We start from the raw sequence: 16,803 nt of genomic DNA on the forward strand, positions 1-16,803 counted from the left end.
GTTGGCGGCCGAACCGGACCCGGCGCGGTACGACGCGAAGCACCTGCACTGCGACGTACTCGTGGTCGGTGCCGGTCCGGCCGGTCTGGTCGCGGCTCGCACGGCGGCGCGAGCCGGAGCCCGGGTCGTGCTGGTGGACGACCAGCCCGAGCCCGGCGGTTCGCTGCTCGGCTCGAACGAGTACGTGGACCTCAAACCCGCGGTCGAATGGGCCCGTGCGATCGCCGACGAACTGCGCGCGACCCCGGACGTGGACGTGCTCGACCGGACCACCGCGTTCGGCGCCTACGACGACGGTTTCGTCCTCGCCGTGCAAAACCGCACGTCCGGTGCGGCCCGGCAGCGAGTCTGGCGGATCCGCGCGGCGCGGACCGTGTTCGCGACCGGCGCGCACGAGCGTCCGATCGTGTTCCCGGACAACGACCGCCCCGGCATCTTCCTGGCCAGCGCCGCGCGGACCTACCTGCACCGGTACGGCGTCGTGCCCGGCCGCCGCGCGGTGGTGTTCACCATGGACGATTCCGCCTACGCCACCGCGATCGACCTCGCCGACGCCGGAGTCGAGGTCCCGCTGGTGGTCGACGTCCGCCCGACCGCGCCGGAAAACGCGGCCTGTGCGGAACGGGGGATCGAAGTCCGCACCGGCACCGCAGTGACCGGGACCGAGGGCACTGAACGCGTCACCGGCGTGCGCGTCGCCGGGGAACTGATCCCGTGCGACACGCTCCTGGTCTCGGGCGGCTGGACCCCCGCAGTCCACCTCTTCAGCCAGCTGCGCGGTGCCTTGCGCTACGAACCCGCCCTCGGCGCGTACGTCCCGGACGGCGACCTCCCGACCGCGCGGGTGGCGGGGAGCGCGAACGGCACCCTCGACTTCGGCGGTTGCGTGCGAGAAGGCCGCGCCGCCGCGGCGAAAGCACCGGTGGAAATTCCGCTCCCGGTCTCCGACGCACAGCCGCGCGAACTCGCCCCCGCCGTCGAATGGCAGATCCCCGGCGCGGAGTCCGATGTGGACACCAGCTTCGTGGACTTGCAGCGCGACGCCACCGTCTCCGACGTGCTCCGCGCGACCGGCGCGGGACTCACCTCGCTGGAGCACGTCAAGCGCTACACCACCATCGGCACCGCGCACGACCAGGGCAAGACCTCCGGCATGCTCGCCGCCGGGATCACCGCGGAAGCCCTCGGCGCCGACCTCGCGGACCGCCGTCCGACCACCTACCGCCCGCCGTACACCCCGGTCGCCTTCGCCGCGCTGGCCGGACGGAACCGCGGCGAACTGCACGACCCGGTCCGCGTCACCGCACTGCACTCCTGGCACGTCGGGCACGGCGCCGAGTTCGAGAACGTCGGCCAGTGGAAGCGCCCGTGGTACTACCCGCGGCCGGGGGAGGACCTGCCCGCCGCTGTCCGGCGCGAATGCCTCGCCGCCCGTACCGACGTGGCCATGATGGACGGTTCCACGCTCGGCAAGATCGACGTCCAAGGCCCGGACGCCGCCGAATTCCTCGACCTGCTCTACACGAACCTGATGAGCACGCTCAAGGTCGGCCGGATCCGCTACGGGGTGATGTGCGGGGTCGACGGCATGGTCATCGACGACGGCACCGTCATCCGCGTGGCCGAGGACCGCTTCCTCGTCACGACGACCACCGGCAACGCCGCGATGGTGCTGGACTGGATGGAGGAGTGGCTGCAAACCGAGTGGCCGCACCTGCGCGTGTTCGCCACCTCGGTCACCGAGCACTGGGCCACCGTGGCGCTTGTCGGCCCGCGGTCGCGCGAGATCCTGGCCGGGCTCGCGCCGGAGCTGGACGTCAGCAACGACGCGTTCGGTTTCATGGCCTGGCGGGACGCCGAGGTCGCCGGGATCGCCGCGCGGGTGTGCCGGATCAGCTTCTCCGGCGAGCTGGCGTACGAGATCAACGTGCCGTCCTGGTACGGCCTGGCGCTCTGGGAAGCGTTGGCGGAGCGGGGAATCACGCCGTACGGCACCGAGACGATGCACGTCCTGCGCGCCGAGAAGGGCTACCCGATCATCGGTCAGGACACCGACGGCACGGTCACCCCGCAGGACCTCGGCATGAGCTGGGCGGTGTCCAAGAAGAAGGCCGACTTCCTCGGCAAACGGTCCTTCTCCCGGGCGGAGAACCTGCGCCCGGACCGGAAACAGTTCGTCGGCCTGCTGCCGGTCGATCCGACGGTGTTGCTGCCGGAGGGCGCGCAGATCATCGAAACCGCGCACGTCCCGCGCCCGCCGGTGCGGATGCTCGGCCACGTCACCTCCAGCTACCCGAGCGCCGTGCTGGACCGCACCTTCGCGCTCGCGCTCGTCCGCTCCGGCCGGGAACGAATCGGGGAGACCCTGTTCGTCCCGGTCGGCGACGAGGTGGTGCCGGTGACAGTGACCGAATCCGTGCTCTACGACAAGGAGGGGACCCGCCGTGACGGCTAAGACCCTGTCTCCGCTCGCGGAGCACGCGGGCCTGCTCTCCAGTTGCGCACCGGCCGTGCTCGCCGAAGAACGCCCGTTCCTCTCGCAGTTGAACGTCCGCATCCGCGAAGGCCACGACGCCGCGGCAGCCGTGCTCGGCACCGCCCTGCCTGACGCCTGCCGGTTTACCAGCGGCATCGGCGACGTCCTGTGGCTGGGGCCGGACGAGTACCTCGTGCTCGGCGCACCCGCAGGCACCGAAGACGCGCTGAGGGAAGCGATCACCGTCGGCGCGGTGACCGACGTCTCCGCGCAGCGCACCACCGTGCGGCTGGCCGGACCGGCGGCCCGCGACGTCCTGGCGCACGGCTGCGCCGTCGACCTCCATCCGAAGGCCGCGCCGCCGGGCACGTGCGTCCAGACGCTGTACGCCCGCACCGGAATCGTCCTGCTCGTGCGTGACCCGGAGTTCACCGTGCTCGTGCGCCAGTCGTTCGCCCCCTATTTCGCCGCCTGGCTCGCCGACGCGGCGCTGGAATACCGAGAGGAGGAGTCTTGACCCAGTTCACCTTGACCCTGCACTGCCCGGAGCGCTCCGGGATCGTGCACGCCGTGACGACGTTCCTCGTGAGCAACGGCTGCGACATCGTCGAGCACCAGCAGTTCGACGACGACGTGCACGGGGAACTGTTCCTGCGCACCGAATTCACCTGCGCCGGACGGTCCGCTGTGGACGATCTCACCCGCGAGTTCGACGTCGTCGCCCGCGACTACGCCATGCGGTACCGGTTCTCCGACCGCACCCCGGACCGGCTGCTGGTGATGGTGTCGAAGGCCGGGCACTGCCTCAACGACCTCCTCTTCCGCTGGCGCGCGGGCGCGCTCGGCGCGGAAATCGCGCTCGTGGCGTCCAACCACGAGGACCTGCGCCCGATGGCCGAAGCCGCCGGACTGCCGTTCGTGCACATCCCGGTGACCCCGGCGACCAAACCGGAAGCCGAACAGCGCCTGCTCGACCTGGTACGGGAACACGACATCGACCTCGTCGTGCTGGCCCGCTACATGCAGGTCCTCTCGGACGAGCTGTGCCAGAAACTCCAGGGCCGCGCGATCAACATCCACCACTCGTTCCTGCCCGGCTTCAAGGGCGCGAAACCGTACGCGCAGGCTTACGACCGGGGCGTCAAGTACGTCGGCGCGACCGCGCACTACGTGACCCCCGAACTCGACGAAGGCCCGATCATCGAACAAGAGGTGCAGCGGGTCGACCACTCGCACTCGCCGCGCGCGCTCGCGACCGTCGGCCGCGACGCCGAAGCCCTCGCGCTCTCCCGCGCGGTGCGCTGGCACTGCGAACGGCGCGTTCTCCTCAACGGCACCCGGACCGTCGTCTTCCGCTGACCTATCCCAGGGAGTTCTCATGACCCGTGTCGTGATCATCGGCGCCGGAATCGTGGGCGCGAACCTCGCCGACGAGCTGACGCTGCGCGGCTGGACCGACGTCACCGTGCTCGACCAGGGCCCGCTGCCGCTGACCGGCGGTTCGACCTCGCACGCGCCGGGGCTGGTGTTCCAGACCAACCCGTCCAAGGCGATGACCGAATTCGCCGGCTACACCGTCCGCAAACTGCTCGACCTCGGCTGTTTCGAGCAGGTCGGCGGCATGGAGGTGGCGAGCACCCCGGCACGCTGGGAGGACCTGAAACGCAAGCACGGCTGGGCGACGTCGTGGGGCGTCGAGGCGCGGCTGATCGACCCGGACGAATGCGTGCGCCGCTGGCCGATGCTCGACCGCAACCAGATCTTCGGCGCGCTGTACGTCCCGTCCGATGGGCTCGCCGTCGCCTCGCGCGCGGTGGACGAGCTGATCAAACGGGCTTCCTCGCGCGGCGCACGGTTCGTCGGCTCGACCCGCGTGACCGGCATCGAGCAGGCGAACGGGCACGTCACCGGCGTCGAGACTCATGCCGGGGCGGTCCCGGCGGACATCGTGGTGTCCTGCGCCGGATTCTGGGGCCGGGAGATCGGCGAGATGGCCGGCCTGACCGTCCCGCTGCTGCCGCTGGCCCACCAATACGCGAAGACCGGCCAGCTCGCCGAACTGGCCGGGGCCGACCCGGTGCGCCCGGCGCTGCCGATCCTGCGCCATCAGGACCAGGACCTGTACTTCCGCCAGCACGGCGACCGGCTCGGCATCGGCTCCTACGCGCACCGCCCGATGCCGGTGGACAAGTTCGCCGAGCCCGGCGAGATCACCGCGTCCGCGATGCCGTCGATGCTGCCGTTCACCGAGGAAGATTTCGCGCCGTCGTGGGAGGAAAGCAAGCTCCTGCTGCCCGCGCTGGGCCGGACGAAGGCGGAGGAGGGCTTCAACGGCATCTTCTCCTTCACCCCGGACGGCGGCTCGCTCGTGGGCGAATCGAGCGACGTGCGCGGATTCTGGATCGCCGAGGCCATCTGGGTCACGCATTCCGCTGGCATCGCGAAGGCCGTCGCGGAGTCTATTGTGGACGGTCGCTCGGAAACCGATCTGCACGAACTGGACGTGCACCGGTTCGAGGACGTCCAGCTGGCTCCCGAGTACATCCGCGAAACCGCGCAGCGGAACTTCGTGGAGATCTACGACGTCCTGCACCCGTTGCAGCCCCGGCTTTCCCCGCGAGACCTGCGAGTCAGCCCGTTCCACGCCCGGCAGCGCGAGCTGGGCGCGGTGTTCCTGGAGGCGGGCGGCTGGGAACGGCCGCACTGGTTCGAGGCCAACGCGGCCCGGCTGAAGGACCTGCCGCACGACTTCCTCCCGCCCGCGCGCGACGCCTGGGCCGGGCAGTTCCACTCGCCGATCGTGGCGGCCGAGGCCTGGCACACCCGCAACCGGGTCGCGATGTACGACATGACGCCGCTGAAGCGCGTCGAGGTCAGCGGGCCGGGTTCGCTGGAGTTCCTGCAAGGGCTCACGACGAACCAGCTGGCGAAGTCGGTCGGCTCGGTGACGTACACGCTGATGCTCGACGACGCGGGCGGCGTCCGCAGCGACATCACCGTGGCGCGGCTGGAACCGGAGCTGTTCCAGGTCGGCGTCAACGGCAATATCGACGTCGCCTACCTGTGCGGCCGTGCCCCGGAAGGCGTCCGGGTGGTGGACACCACCGGCGGCACCTGCTGCGTCGGCGTGTGGGGCCCGCTCGCCCGCGACCTGGTGCAACCGCTGTCGGCGGAAGACCTTTCGCACACCGGGCTCAAGTACTTCCGCGGCCGCCGGGCGCGGATCGCCGGGGTGCCGGCGACCATCCTGCGACTGTCCTATGTGGGCGAACTCGGCTGGGAGATCTACACCTCCGCGGACAACGGCCAGCGCCTGTGGGACGCGCTGTGGCGCGCCGGGCAGCCACTGGGCGTCATCGCGGCCGGGCGCGGCGCGTTCAACAGCCTCCGGCTGGAGAAGGGCTACCGGCTGTGGGGGACCGACATGACCACCGAGCACGATCCGTACGAGGCCGGGGTCGGGTTCGCGGTGCGCCCGGCGAAGGGCGAGTTCGCCGGACGGGCCGCCATCGAGGGCCGCAGCGAAGAGGTCTCGGCCCGGCGGCTGCGCTGCCTCACCGTGGACGACGGCCGGACTGTCGTGCTGGGCAAGGAACCGGTGTTCGTGGACGGCGCCGCGGCGGGTTACGTCACGAGCGCGGCCTACGGATACACGATCGGCCGCCCCATCGCGTACGCCTGGCTGCCCGGCTCGGTGGAGATCGGCGACCAGGTGGAAATCGAGTATTTCGGACGGCGGGTCGCCGCGACTGTGGCCGCGGAACCGCTGGTCGACCCCGGGATGGAGCGCATCCGGCGCTGAGCGGAAGGAAACCAGCCATGCGGGACCAGATCGTGAGCGACTTCCTGGACACCCTCGCCCGCCCCGCGATCCCGGCTCCGGCCGGGGCGACGGTCGCGGCGCTCGCCCTCGCCCAAGCGGCGGCACTGCTGAGCCGGGCCGCCGGCGGCGACGCCGAAGCGGACCACCTGACCCGGCATGCGTTGCGGCTGGCGGAGATCGACGCCCACGCCGTCACGCACGACGTGCCCGACCGCGCCCAGCCCGCCGCGGACGTGGTCGCCGCCGCGGGGGAGGTGGTCGGGGTGGCGGAACGCCTGCTGTCCACTGTGGACTCCGCTGCCCTGGCGGACGTTTCCGCGGCGGCGGAAATGGCGCGTTCGTCCGCGATGACCGCGCGAGTCGCGGTCGAGGCCCGGCACGGCGCCCTGCTCGCCGCGGAGCCCGACGAGGTCGCCGAGCGAGCCACCCGGGTCACGGCGGCGGTGCGGGTCGGTGAAGGACTCCTCGAAGGAATCTGATTCCCTCAGTGGCCCTTCACGGACGTCCGGGCAGCGGACTGCGGCAGGGGCCGGAAGCGGCGGCGGGCCGGCAGTGGCAAGATCTGCGGTGTTCCCCAGGAGAGCTGTCCCCGAGAACACCGCAGTGAGGATCGCCGCATGGCTGTGCCGCCCCTGCTTACGCTGAACAATTCGGTCCCCATTCCGCAGCTCGGACTCGGCATGTACCAGGTCCGGCCCGACCAGGTCGCGAAGGTCGTCGCGACGGCGCTCGAAGCCGGGTACCGCAGCATCGACACCGCCGCGATGTACGGCAACGAAGCCGAGGTCGGCGCCGCGGTGCGGGAGTCCGGGCTGCCGCGCGAGGACGTCTTCGTGACCACGAAGGTCTGGAACACCGACCACGGCTACGACAACACCCTGCGCGCGTTCGACCGCAGCGCGGAGGCGTTAGGCCTCGGTCCGGTCGACCTGTACCTGATCCACTGGCCGAAACCGGAGCTGGACCGGTACGTCGAGACCTGGCGCGCGCTGGAACTGCTGCTCAACGAGGGCCGCGTCCGGGCGATCGGCGTGTCGAACTTCGGCGTCGACCACCTGCGCCGCCTGCTCGACGAGACCGACGTCGTGCCGGTGGTCAACCAGGTCGAACTGCACCCGTGGCAGCAGCAGGCTCCGCTGCGCGCCTTCCACGCCGAGCACGGCATCGCGACCGAGGCCTGGAGCCCGCTGGCCCGGGGCCGGAACCTGAACGACCGGGTGATCACCGCGCTGGCGGCGAAGTACGGGAAGACGCCCGCCCAGCTGGTGCTGCGCTGGCATCTGCAGCTGGGGATCATCGCGATCCCGAAGTCGGCGACCCCGTCGCGGATCCGGGAGAACGCGGACGTGTTCGACTTCGAACTGGCCGAGGACGACCTGCTGGCGCTGGCCGAACTCGACTCCTGAGCGGCGGTGCCTGCGAGCCCCACGGCGGGCGCGCTGGCGCAGGGCAGCGCGGTCGGCAGGTGGCCGCCCGCGCGCCCCCGCACCGCCCCAGCCCGACCGAGGCCGGAGGCGGTGCTGACGTGCCGGGGATCAGGAAGCGCGAATCCCCGCCGCCGCGAAGTCCGCCAGCTGGGCCGGTTCCTTGAGGAACGCCCGGAAGCTCTGCGTGCCGCGCTGCTGGACCTCGTCGATCGACGTGCCGGACAGGCCGACGAACGGGTAGTCCGCGGGCGGCCCGGAGCCGATCGGCATCGCGGGGGAGCCGATGACGTCCGGGTTGGCCTTCGAGAGCTGACCGACCCAGTACGACGATTCGGGGATCCAGCCGTCGGGCAGGCCGCCGATCGTGGCGAGCGAGGACTTGCCGGTGAGCGCGTTCAGCACGGCGGAGGCGGGCTTGCTCTGCACGGCCACGTGCACGCAGCTGCCGTGCACCTGGGTCAGGTCCTGGTTCCAGCGCGCCGCCGCCGCTTCGACCGGCTTGGCGACCTGCGGGGTCACCACGATCCGGACGTCGGTGCGGCCGCCGTTGCAGCTGGCGGCCTGCGCCTCGGCGCGGTTGTTGAGCACGCTGTCGGCCCAGTTCCAGCCGACCACGCCGAGCGTGGCCAGCACCACGAGCCCGACGGCCACGAGAGGCCACTTCGCGATCCGCCTGCGAGGCGCCTTCTTGGCGACGATCCGGTGCGATCCGGTCGTCTCGCTGCGGCCGGCGGGCCGCTTCGGCGGGTCGAGAGGGTGCGGCACCGGCTCCTCGGGCAGGCTGTGACGCCCCATCGTTGTCCTTTCGTGACATGCACAACACGCTCAGTTATGCAATCGAACCGTTATCACTCTATCAGGCCAGCGACCTGCGGTGAATACCGTTACGCAGAGTTGTCAGCTCCACGGGCGGGCGACCCCGGCACGGGGTCCGGCGGCTGGGCCGGGTCGGCGAGAAGACCGCGGCAGAGGCCGATCAGGCGGGCCCGCAGCGGCGCGGCCCGCTCGGCGAATCCGGCCTGGGCGCGGGCGTAGCTGGCCCGCCCTTCGGCGGTCTCGATCGGCACCGGCCGGTAGCCGTAGTCCGCTAGATCGTACGGGCTGGCCCGCATGTCCAGTTCACGGACGTCCGCGGCGAGCACGAAACAGTCGCCGACCAGCTCGGCGGGCACGAACGGATCGAGCTTGTAAGCCCATTTGAAAAGATCCATGTTCGCGTGCAGGCAGCCCGGCTGCTCCAGCGCGACCTGCGATTCCCGGGTCGGCTCCAGCGTGTTGCGCGGCCGCGCCGGGCCGGTGAAGAACCGGAACGCGTCGTAATGCCCGCAGCGGATGTCCATCGATTCCACTACCTGGTCGGTCCCGGCCGAGCCGAGCCGCAGCGGGACCTGCGCGTGCCGCACCGAGTCCGCGGGCTCGCGGTAGACCATGGCCCATTCGTGCAGCCCGAAGCAGCTCAGCCGCGGCGCTCGCGACGCCGTGGCCGACAGCAGCTTCAGCACGAACTCGGCGGTGCGCGCCCGGCGGCCGGTGAAGGCCGCCGGGTCGAGCATCACTCCGTCCTCGGTCTCGACGTAGGCCGGACGATCGAGGAACCGCCGCGCGGACGCGCCCGCGAGCACCACGCCCGGACCCGGCTGCCAGCGTTCGAGATGCCCCGGCCGGTGCGAGTAGTAGGTGAACAGAAAATCCAGGACCGGGTGCTTTTCGCCGCGTGCCCGGCGTTCCTGGTGCGGCCCGGTCCACGCGCGCATCCGCTCGGCGTGCGCTCGCTCCCGGGCCTGCCAGTCCGCCTCGGCGAGCACGACCGCGCTCATGCCGCCGCCTCCTTGACGAGTTTCGCGCTGGTCGTCCGGGAGGCGGCATGAGCGCCGATGATGCGCTCGCAAGCTGTGCTCATGCCGCCACGTGGGTGCCGTCGCGCACGGTCCCCACGTATTCCTCGACGAGGTCTTCCAGCGCCACCACGCCGACAGCCGCGCCGGACGCGTCGAGCGCCCGCGCGAGGTGGCTGCCTTCCTTGCGCATGGCCGAAAGCGCGACGTCGAGCCGTGCGTCCGACCGCAGTTCGGTGAGCGGCCGCGTCTTGTCGTCCGGCACCACCGTGCCGGGGTCCTGGCCGACGAGGTCGAGGACGTCCTTGACGTGGATGTAGCCGGTCAGCGAACCGTCGTCGGTGCACACCGGGAAGCGCGAGAACCCGGTGGTGGACACCGCGCGCTCGACGTCGCCGAGCGTCGGCCCGCAGGGGAGCGTGGTGAGTTCCGAGGTGGGCACCAGCACGTCCGCGACGGTCTTGGCGACCGACGACAGCGTCTGCGAAAGCCGCCGGTGCTCGGACTGGTCGAGCAGCCCTTCCTGCCGCGATTCGCTGAGCAGTTCGGCGAGCTCGTCGGAGCTGTACGCGGTCTCCAGTTCGTCCTTCGGCTCCACCTTCATCAGGCGCAGCAAGGAGTTCGCGACGAAGTTGAGGAACGCGATGACCGGGTTCGCCACCTTCACCCACGCCACGTGCACCGGCACGAGCCACAGCGCCAGCCGCTCCGGTTCGGCGATGGCGAGGTTCTTCGGCACCATCTCGCCGATCAGCACGTGCAGCATGGTGATGAACGCCAGCGCGATCGCGAACGAGATCGGGTGCAGCAGCTGGTCGGGCAGGCCGAGCAGGTCGAAGAACCCGGACAGCCGGTGCGCGACCGCGGGCTCGCCCAAGCGGCCGAGCAGCAGCGAGCAGATGGTGATCCCCAGCTGCGCCCCGGCGAGCATCTGCGAAACGTGCTTGCTCGCGTTGATGACGATCTGCGCGCGCGTCTTTCCCTGCTCCAGCAACGCTTCCAGCCGGTCGCGGCGCGAGGAGATCAGGGTGAACTCCGCGCCGACGAAGAACGCGTTGGCCAGCAGCAGGACGACGACGAGGGCGATGTTCAGCCAGTCGCTCACGCGGTCACCCCGCTTTCGGCCGGGCGCACCTGGACCTCGGCGACGCGGTGCCGGTCCATGCTGGTGACCGCGAGCCGCCAGCCGTCGACCTCGACGGCGTCGCCCTCGGCCGGGATGGCGCCGAGCCGCTCCAGGATCAGCCCGGCGATCGTTTCGTAGTCGCCCTCGGGCATCCGGAAGCCGGTGATGTCGCGGACCTCGTCCGCGCGCAGCTGCCCGGACACGAGCCAGCGGTCCGCGCCGAGCTGCTGCGCGGCCGGGGCCTCGCGGTCGTCGTGCTCGTCGCGGACGTCGCCGATGATCTCCTCGACCACGTCCTCCAGCGTGACCAGCCCGGCGGTGCCGCCGTACTCGTCGACCACGATCGCGAGCTGGTAGCGCGAATCGCGCAGCCGGTTCAGCAGGTCGTCGCCGGGCAGCGATTCCGGCACGGTCGGCACCGGCCGCATCGCCGAACGGATCCGCGTGGTCGCCCGGTCGGCGGCCGGCACGGCGAAGGCCTGCTTGACGTGCACCGCGCCCTGGACGTCGTCGAGATCCTCGGTGTAGACCGGGAACCGCGAGAACCCGGTGCGCCGGGAGATGTCGATCAAGTCGTCGATCGTGTCGTCCACGGTGAGCGATTCGACCTGCACGCGCGGGGTCATCAGCTCGTCCGCGGTGCGGTCGCCGAAGCGCAGCGAGCGGTCCAGCAGCTCCGCGGTGGACGTGTCGAGCTTTCCGCTTTCCGCGCTGGAGCGGACGATCGAGCCCAGCTCCTGCGGCGACCGCGCCGAACGAAGCTCCTCCTGCGGCTCGATGCCGAACTTGCGGACGAGGAAGTTGGCGCTGTTGTTCATCAGCGTGATGAGCCAGCGGAACAGCGCGGAGAACCGGGCGTGGTAGCCGGAAACCGCGCGCGCGGTCGGCAGCGGCCGGGCGATCGCGATGTTCTTCGGCACCATCTCGCCGAGGATCATCGACAGGAACGTGGCCAGCACGAGCGCGACCGCCACCGCCACCCCGGACGCCGCCGAAGCGGGCAGGCCCGTGGCGTCGAGCAGCGGGCGGACCAGGTCGCCGATGAGCGGTTCGGCGAGGAAACCGGTGATCAGCGTGGTGAGCGTGATCGCGACCTGCGCGCCGGAGAGCTGGAAACTCAGCGTGCGGTGCGCCTTCTGGACGGTGCGCGAACGCTTGTCACCGACCTGGCGGACATCCGCGTCGACCGTGCTTCGTTCGAGCGCGGTGAGCGAGAACTCGGCGGCCACGGCGAGGCCGGTGCCGATCGTGAGAAGCAGGAAGAGCAGCACGCCGAGCACGGAAAGCAGGACGTGGATCACAGCGCACCGTCCGGGACGGCGGAACCGACGGCGGGCGGGAAGCCGGGTCGATGCGGACCCGGCCCGGTACTGTCACCGGGCGATGGCGCAGCGCGCACGGATGGAAGTCACTCCTCGGCATAGCGGGTTTGTAGTGCGAAGATGCCGACAATCGTACCGGGTCCGGACAGCCGTGCGGCGACAGGACGCGAACCCGGCGCGCGTTTCCGTTCCCGCCGCGGCGGGAACCGCGCTTCCGCCAGCGGCATCCCGGCCGCGGACGTGCGCCCCCGCCCAACGCCGCATCGAGGTTTCCTGAGCAGCGCGGTGCGGAGGGTTCGCGGGAGCGGTGTCTGCCAGGGCTATGCGGAGCACCAGCCGACGAGACGCGCCGGGCGGCTTCTCCCCCTCGCCAGCGCGCGAGCCCGCCACGGCAGGGCGGCAACCTCCGCAGGCGCGGTGCGCGAAGCTGCCCCAGGCCGCCGTCGGGCACGTGTGAATGTTCGTGAGGGGAACCGAACATCAGCGCGAGCCACGCGGCCGGGCATCGGTCCACTGTGGTGGTTCAGCGCGGTCGTCTGCCCAGCAAGGCCACGAGCCGGTCGGGCGCCGCGGCACTGCGGCCGACCGCGACCGGCGGATCGAACAGCCCGAGCCCCTGCCAGTCGTCGATCATCGGGCGCAGCACGTCGAGCAGCCGCCGGGCGAGGCTGTCCGGGACCGGGTTCGGGCGGCCGAGCGCGGTGGCGAGGTCCCAGCCGCGGACGGCGAGGTCGAGCGTCATCTGCCAGCCGTATTCCTCGGCGGGTACCAGCCCGAACGAGACGTGCACGGTGCCGCGCAGCGCGCCGGGGGAGAGCCACGCTTCGCGGGCGGCGGCGGACGCCTTCTCCCACCCCGACAGGGGGTCGTCGCCGAGGACATCGCCGTCGTAGCGGGTGCCTACCTCGTCGAGGGTCGCCCCGGCGAGCAGATGCGGCGCCCGGAGCTGCTCGACGGCCAGATGGTTCACCAGATCGTGTATTGACCAGCCGGTGCACGGCGTGCCGCGGGCCCAGTCGCCGGGACCGGCGGCGTCGAACACGTCCAGTGCGCTGCCGTGGGGCGGCGAGGAGATGCACAGTGACCACGAACCCGGCTGATCGCGCGGGAACCCTAGCTGCGCGCGCCCGGCCGGTGCCGCCGCACGGTCTCCTCGACCAGGTCCAGCACCGGGCCGAGGTCGTCTCCGGGAAGGCCCATCGCGAGGTGCGACACGAGCCCTTCCAGCACCAGTTCCAGGAACGCGGTCAGCACGCTGACGTCGACGTCGTCGCGCAGGTTGCCGGCCTTGCGCTGCCATTCGAGGCGGTCGCGGGTGGCCTCGGTCAGCTGCTGCGAGCGTTCCGCCCACCGGCCGCGGAACTCCGGGTCGGTGCGCAGCCGCCGCGACACCTCCAGCCGGGTGCCGAGCCAGTCCGCCGGGTGTTCGCTGTTCCCGGCCAGCAGATCGCGCATGACCTGGACCAGGCCCTGTTCGGCGACGACGTCGGCCATCCGCACCGCGTCGTCCTCGGCGAGGGCGAGGAAGAGCGATTCCTTGTCGCGGAAGTGGTGGAAGATCGCTCCGCGCGACAATCCGGTGGCTTCTTCCAGACGGCGGACCGTGGCACCCTCGTAGCCGTAGCGTGCGAAACACACGCGCGAGCCGTCGAGGATCTGCCGGCGGCGTGCGTCGAGGTGATCCTGGCTGACCCGTGGCATCCTGAAATCCTGACATCGAGGACCGGGTTCTCGCAATCCGTACGTACGTACTGTGACGTGAAGGCGGAACGGATGTGCGCCGTCACACCGGCGGGTTCTCGGCTGACACGACCGGGCCGGTTGACTACGCTGTGCACATCACGACGTGAGCACCGGAAAAGGGAGCGGCCTTGGTCATCGGCGAGTCGGGCCCTGCGCGCGGCGGTTTCGCCATGGACGCGGCGGAGCTGACCGCGGTCATCCGGTTGTGGGAGGACCAGCTCGGGAAGATCGCCGCCGACGGCCGCGCGATCGACGAGATCCTCGCGGTCTTCGCCGCCCCCGGCGCGGACCCGGCGAGCGCGGAGTACGCCGCCGCCGGGGCGGACTCCCTGCGCACGCTGCGCGACCAGAACGAGGCGTTGCGCCGGTACGCCGCCGGGTACCTCGACAAGCTGCGCACCGCGCGGGACCGGACCGCCGAGGCGGACCGGGCAGGCGCCGACCTCGGTCGCGGCCGGTAAGCGAACGACCCGGCTGCGCACGAAGGGAACCAGGTGGACGGCAAGCAGATCTTCGACAACTTCCGCGGCGGCGACACGTCCGGTTTGCGTGCTGCCGCGGCGAAAGTCCAGGAGCTTTCAGCGGCCTACCTGGAACGCGCGCAGAGCGTGAAAGACCTTCAGGAGCGGATGGCGCGCTCGTGGACCGGCGACTCGGCGGACGCCGCGAAGGCGGGCGCGGGACCGGTCGAGGCCGGGTTCCGGGAGTCCGCCGATCCGCTCGACCTCACCAGCGCGTCGATGGACACCCAGGCCAGCAGCTTCGAAAGTTCCCGGCACGCGGTCGTCGACGTGCCGCCCCGCCCGGAGCGGCCGCAGCCGTGGGCCGGGCCGTTGCAGGCGGTGCTGCCCGCGCCGGCCGCGCCGGCGTCCTTTCAGGACGGCATCGACCGGTTCCACGGCGCGAACGAGAACAATGTCCGGGTGATGGAGCAGTACCACGGCGTCACCGCGAACACCAAACGCGTGCTGCCGAAGCAATACGGCCCGATCGTCCCCGACGGCGCCGCTGTCCGCCGGACCACTTCGGACAGTACGGCCACGCAAACCGCCGCGAGCCACGACCGGAGCGGCCCCGGCGCCGCGGTGCTGCCCGCTTCGGTGAGCGAACCGTCTCAGCGCGGCTCGGCCCCGGCGGCCGGCGGCGCTCCCGTCGCACCGGGCGGCCCCGGCGACGGCCTGCACTGGCGGCCGGAGTACCTCCTCGAATCCGATCCGGAGGGCACGTTCGGGGCGGACGGTTCGGCGACCCAGCCGGTTCTCGGCGACGAGGAGGAGTAGCCGGTGGCCGATCCGGCGGGCCGGGTGGATGTCCCGGTCGAAGCGCTCGCGGCGCTGGCCGAACGCGAGCAGGTGGGCCGGTTGCACGTGACGCTGCGGCCGGATCCGGCGTGGCTGTCGGAAACCGAGCGCGACGAAGCGGCCAAGCGGGTGGACGACGCGCTGGCGCTGGCCGGACTGGTCGACGCGCGCGGCCGGGCCACCGTGGACTTCCTCGACTGGCTGCCGCTGCTCGTGCGCCCGGTGGTCGAGTACTACGGCTGGGTCGCGACCGGCGACCGCACGTACGGCGTGCTCGCCGCGGCGAGCGGATTGCAGGCAGTGCTCGCGGTGTCGGACGGCGAACACGTCGGCGTCCAGGAGATCGACCGGGAGCGCGTGCTGGAAACGCTCGTGGAGCAGTTGCCCGCGGTGGGGCCGGGCGGCGGGCACGTGCGCAGCGTGCGCGTCGCGGACCTGACCGAAGCCGCCCGGCGCGGCGAGGACGCTTTTCCGTTGGACCCGGTGCTGTCGGACGTGTTAACCCTGGTGCAGCGTCCGGTGCACGGAAGCGGAGAGCTGTACGCGGGACGACGCGACGATGTCGGCCGGTACGTCCGGCTGGAAGAACCTCTGCATTACGCGGACACGGACTGGGGCCGGTACCTGAGCTACACCGTCGGGGCCGGGCCGGACGCGGAAATCCGGATCGGGCCGGCCGGCCCGGCTGAACTGTGCGGTGCGCTGCGGGTTCTGGAGCGCACCCTGACCTGAGGGGACGCTCGGTGCGCTATCCGGAAATCGAACCGTACGACAGCGGCTTGCTGGACGTCGGCGACGGCCACCAGGTGTACTGGGAAACCTGCGGCAACCCCGGCGGCAAACCCGTGGCCGTCCTCCACGGCGGCCCGGGAACCGGCTGCGGCGAAGGCATGCGCCGATTCTTCGACCCGGACAAGTACCGGATCGTCCTGCTGGACCAACGCGGCTGCGGCCGCAGCACCCCGCACGCGGGCGACACCGTCGCAGCACTGAAGGCGAACACCGCCGGCCACCTGATCGCCGACCTGGAGCTGCTGCGGGAAACCCTGGGAATCAACCGCTGGCAGCTCTTCGGCGGATCCTGGGGCTGCGTACTGGGCCTGGCCTACGCGGAACGGCATCCCGAACGAGTGACGGAAATCGTCATGATGGGCCTGGCCACCGACCGCCGGATCGAAATCGGCCAGCTGACCGGCGGCCTGGGCGAACTGTTCCCGGAGGCCTACGCCCGTTTCCGCGAAGGCGTACCGGAAAACGAACGAACCGGCGACCTGTCAGCGGCCTACTACCGCCTGCTCACGAACCCGGACCCGGCTGTTCACGAGCCGGCCGCGCAGGGTTGGTGCGCTTGGGAATCCGCCATGCTCCCCGGCGTCCCGCCCTCCCCGAAATTCGAAGCCCCCCGCTTCCGCCTGGGCTTCGCCCGCCTGGTCACGCATTACTTCTCCCGAGGCTGCTTCCTGGAAGACGGCGGAATCCTCCGCGACGCGGGCAAACTGGCCGGAATCCCGGTGGTCCTGGTACAAGGCATCCTGGACCTGGGCAACCTGGTCGGCACCCCCTGGCTGCTGGAACGCGCTATCCCGGACGCGGACCTGATCCTGGTGGGCGGCGCGGGCCACACCACCGCCGTCCCCTCCATGGAAAACGCCCTGATCTCCGCAACCGACAAATTCGCCACCCGTGCGTGAGGGGAACCCTGAGAGGGTGTTGTGGAACCGGGGTGGTTAGTCGTTGTGGTCTTCTGTTA

At 71.1% G+C, this 16,803-nt stretch carries 16 protein-coding genes; 10 read left to right on the forward strand and 6 right to left on the reverse strand.

The features are described 5' to 3' along the window. The 6 genes from A4R44_RS43920 to A4R44_RS43945 form a co-directional block, all read left to right on the forward strand. Positions 1–2,455: FAD-dependent oxidoreductase (locus A4R44_RS43920; protein ID WP_232792064.1), on the forward strand; the 2,455-nt coding region annotated here is incomplete at its 5' end. Then, entirely contained in the window at positions 2,445–2,993 is a 549-nt protein-coding gene (locus A4R44_RS43925; protein ID WP_093576545.1) for a sarcosine oxidase subunit gamma, read from the forward strand. The genes A4R44_RS43920 and A4R44_RS43925, both read left to right, overlap by 11 nt. Beyond that, a complete protein-coding gene (gene purU, locus A4R44_RS43930; RefSeq protein WP_067595346.1) occupies positions 2,990–3,835 on the forward strand; it encodes a formyltetrahydrofolate deformylase in 846 nt (281 codons plus the stop codon). The genes A4R44_RS43925 and purU overlap by 4 nt, the downstream gene beginning before the upstream one ends. Positions 3,836–3,854: 19 nt before the next feature. Continuing rightward, complete coding sequence (locus tag A4R44_RS43935; protein WP_067595349.1) at positions 3,855–6,278, forward strand: FAD-dependent oxidoreductase; 2,424 nt, start codon at positions 3,855–3,857, stop codon at positions 6,276–6,278. 17 nt (positions 6,279–6,295) lie between these two features. Further along, positions 6,296–6,778 (forward strand): hypothetical protein, encoded by a 483-nt coding sequence (locus A4R44_RS43940; protein ID WP_067595352.1) that lies wholly within the window; start codon positions 6,296–6,298, stop codon positions 6,776–6,778. 138 nt (positions 6,779–6,916) lie between these two features. After that, on the forward strand, positions 6,917–7,705 hold the full coding sequence (locus tag A4R44_RS43945) for an aldo/keto reductase (RefSeq protein WP_067595354.1): 789 nt from the start codon (positions 6,917–6,919) through the stop codon (positions 7,703–7,705). Between the two features lie 129 nt (positions 7,706–7,834). On the opposite strand, the gene A4R44_RS43950 is transcribed toward A4R44_RS43945, so the two are convergent. From A4R44_RS43950 to A4R44_RS43975, 6 genes are all read right to left on the reverse strand, one after another. Further along, positions 7,835–8,521, reverse strand: coding sequence for a substrate-binding domain-containing protein (locus A4R44_RS43950; RefSeq protein WP_093576541.1), 687 nt, complete (start codon positions 8,519–8,521; stop codon positions 7,835–7,837). Between the two features lie 89 nt (positions 8,522–8,610). Further along, positions 8,611–9,543 carry a 3-methyladenine DNA glycosylase gene (locus tag A4R44_RS43955; RefSeq protein ID WP_067595356.1) on the reverse strand — a complete coding sequence of 311 codons (933 nt, stop codon included), beginning with the start codon at positions 9,541–9,543 and terminating at the stop codon, positions 8,611–8,613. Between the two features lie 79 nt (positions 9,544–9,622). Next, on the reverse strand, positions 9,623–10,666 hold the full coding sequence (locus A4R44_RS43960; protein WP_067595359.1) for a hemolysin family protein: 1,044 nt from the start codon (positions 10,664–10,666) through the stop codon (positions 9,623–9,625). Continuing rightward, on the reverse strand, positions 10,663–11,988 hold the full coding sequence (locus A4R44_RS43965) for a hemolysin family protein (protein ID WP_067595361.1): 1,326 nt from the start codon (positions 11,986–11,988) through the stop codon (positions 10,663–10,665). Before A4R44_RS43965 ends, A4R44_RS43960 begins: the two co-directional genes overlap by 4 nt. 544 nt (positions 11,989–12,532) lie before the next feature. After that, complete coding sequence (locus A4R44_RS43970; RefSeq protein WP_232792065.1) at positions 12,533–13,051, reverse strand: TIGR03086 family metal-binding protein; 519 nt, start codon at positions 13,049–13,051, stop codon at positions 12,533–12,535. Between the two features lie 71 nt (positions 13,052–13,122). Next, a complete protein-coding gene (locus A4R44_RS43975; protein WP_037814298.1) occupies positions 13,123–13,710 on the reverse strand; it encodes a TetR/AcrR family transcriptional regulator in 588 nt (195 codons plus the stop codon). 170 nt (positions 13,711–13,880) lie between these two features. Between A4R44_RS43975 and A4R44_RS43980 the strand changes: the two genes are divergently transcribed. From A4R44_RS43980 to pip, 4 genes are read left to right on the forward strand one after another with little or no spacing between them, the layout of a single operon-like run. Beyond that, positions 13,881–14,213 carry a hypothetical protein gene (locus A4R44_RS43980; RefSeq protein WP_067595363.1) on the forward strand — a complete coding sequence of 111 codons (333 nt, stop codon included), beginning with the start codon at positions 13,881–13,883 and terminating at the stop codon, positions 14,211–14,213. 33 nt (positions 14,214–14,246) lie between these two features. Further along, positions 14,247–15,032, forward strand: a complete 786-nt coding sequence (locus A4R44_RS43985; protein WP_067595365.1) for a WXG100 family type VII secretion target — start codon at positions 14,247–14,249, stop codon at positions 15,030–15,032. A gap of 24 nt (positions 15,033–15,056) precedes the next feature. Continuing rightward, positions 15,057–15,785: an ESX secretion-associated protein EspG gene (locus A4R44_RS43990; protein ID WP_093576563.1), complete on the forward strand. Its 729-nt coding sequence runs from the start codon at positions 15,057–15,059 to the stop codon at positions 15,783–15,785. An 11-nt stretch (positions 15,786–15,796) separates the two neighbouring features. After that, positions 15,797–16,744, forward strand: coding sequence for a prolyl aminopeptidase (gene pip / locus A4R44_RS43995; RefSeq protein ID WP_067595369.1), 948 nt, complete (start codon positions 15,797–15,799; stop codon positions 16,742–16,744). Positions 16,745–16,803: the final 59 nt, after the last annotated feature.

Source organism: Amycolatopsis sp. M39 (assembly GCF_001651785.1).
GTDB lineage: Bacteria > Actinomycetota > Actinomycetes > Mycobacteriales > Pseudonocardiaceae > Amycolatopsis > Amycolatopsis rubida.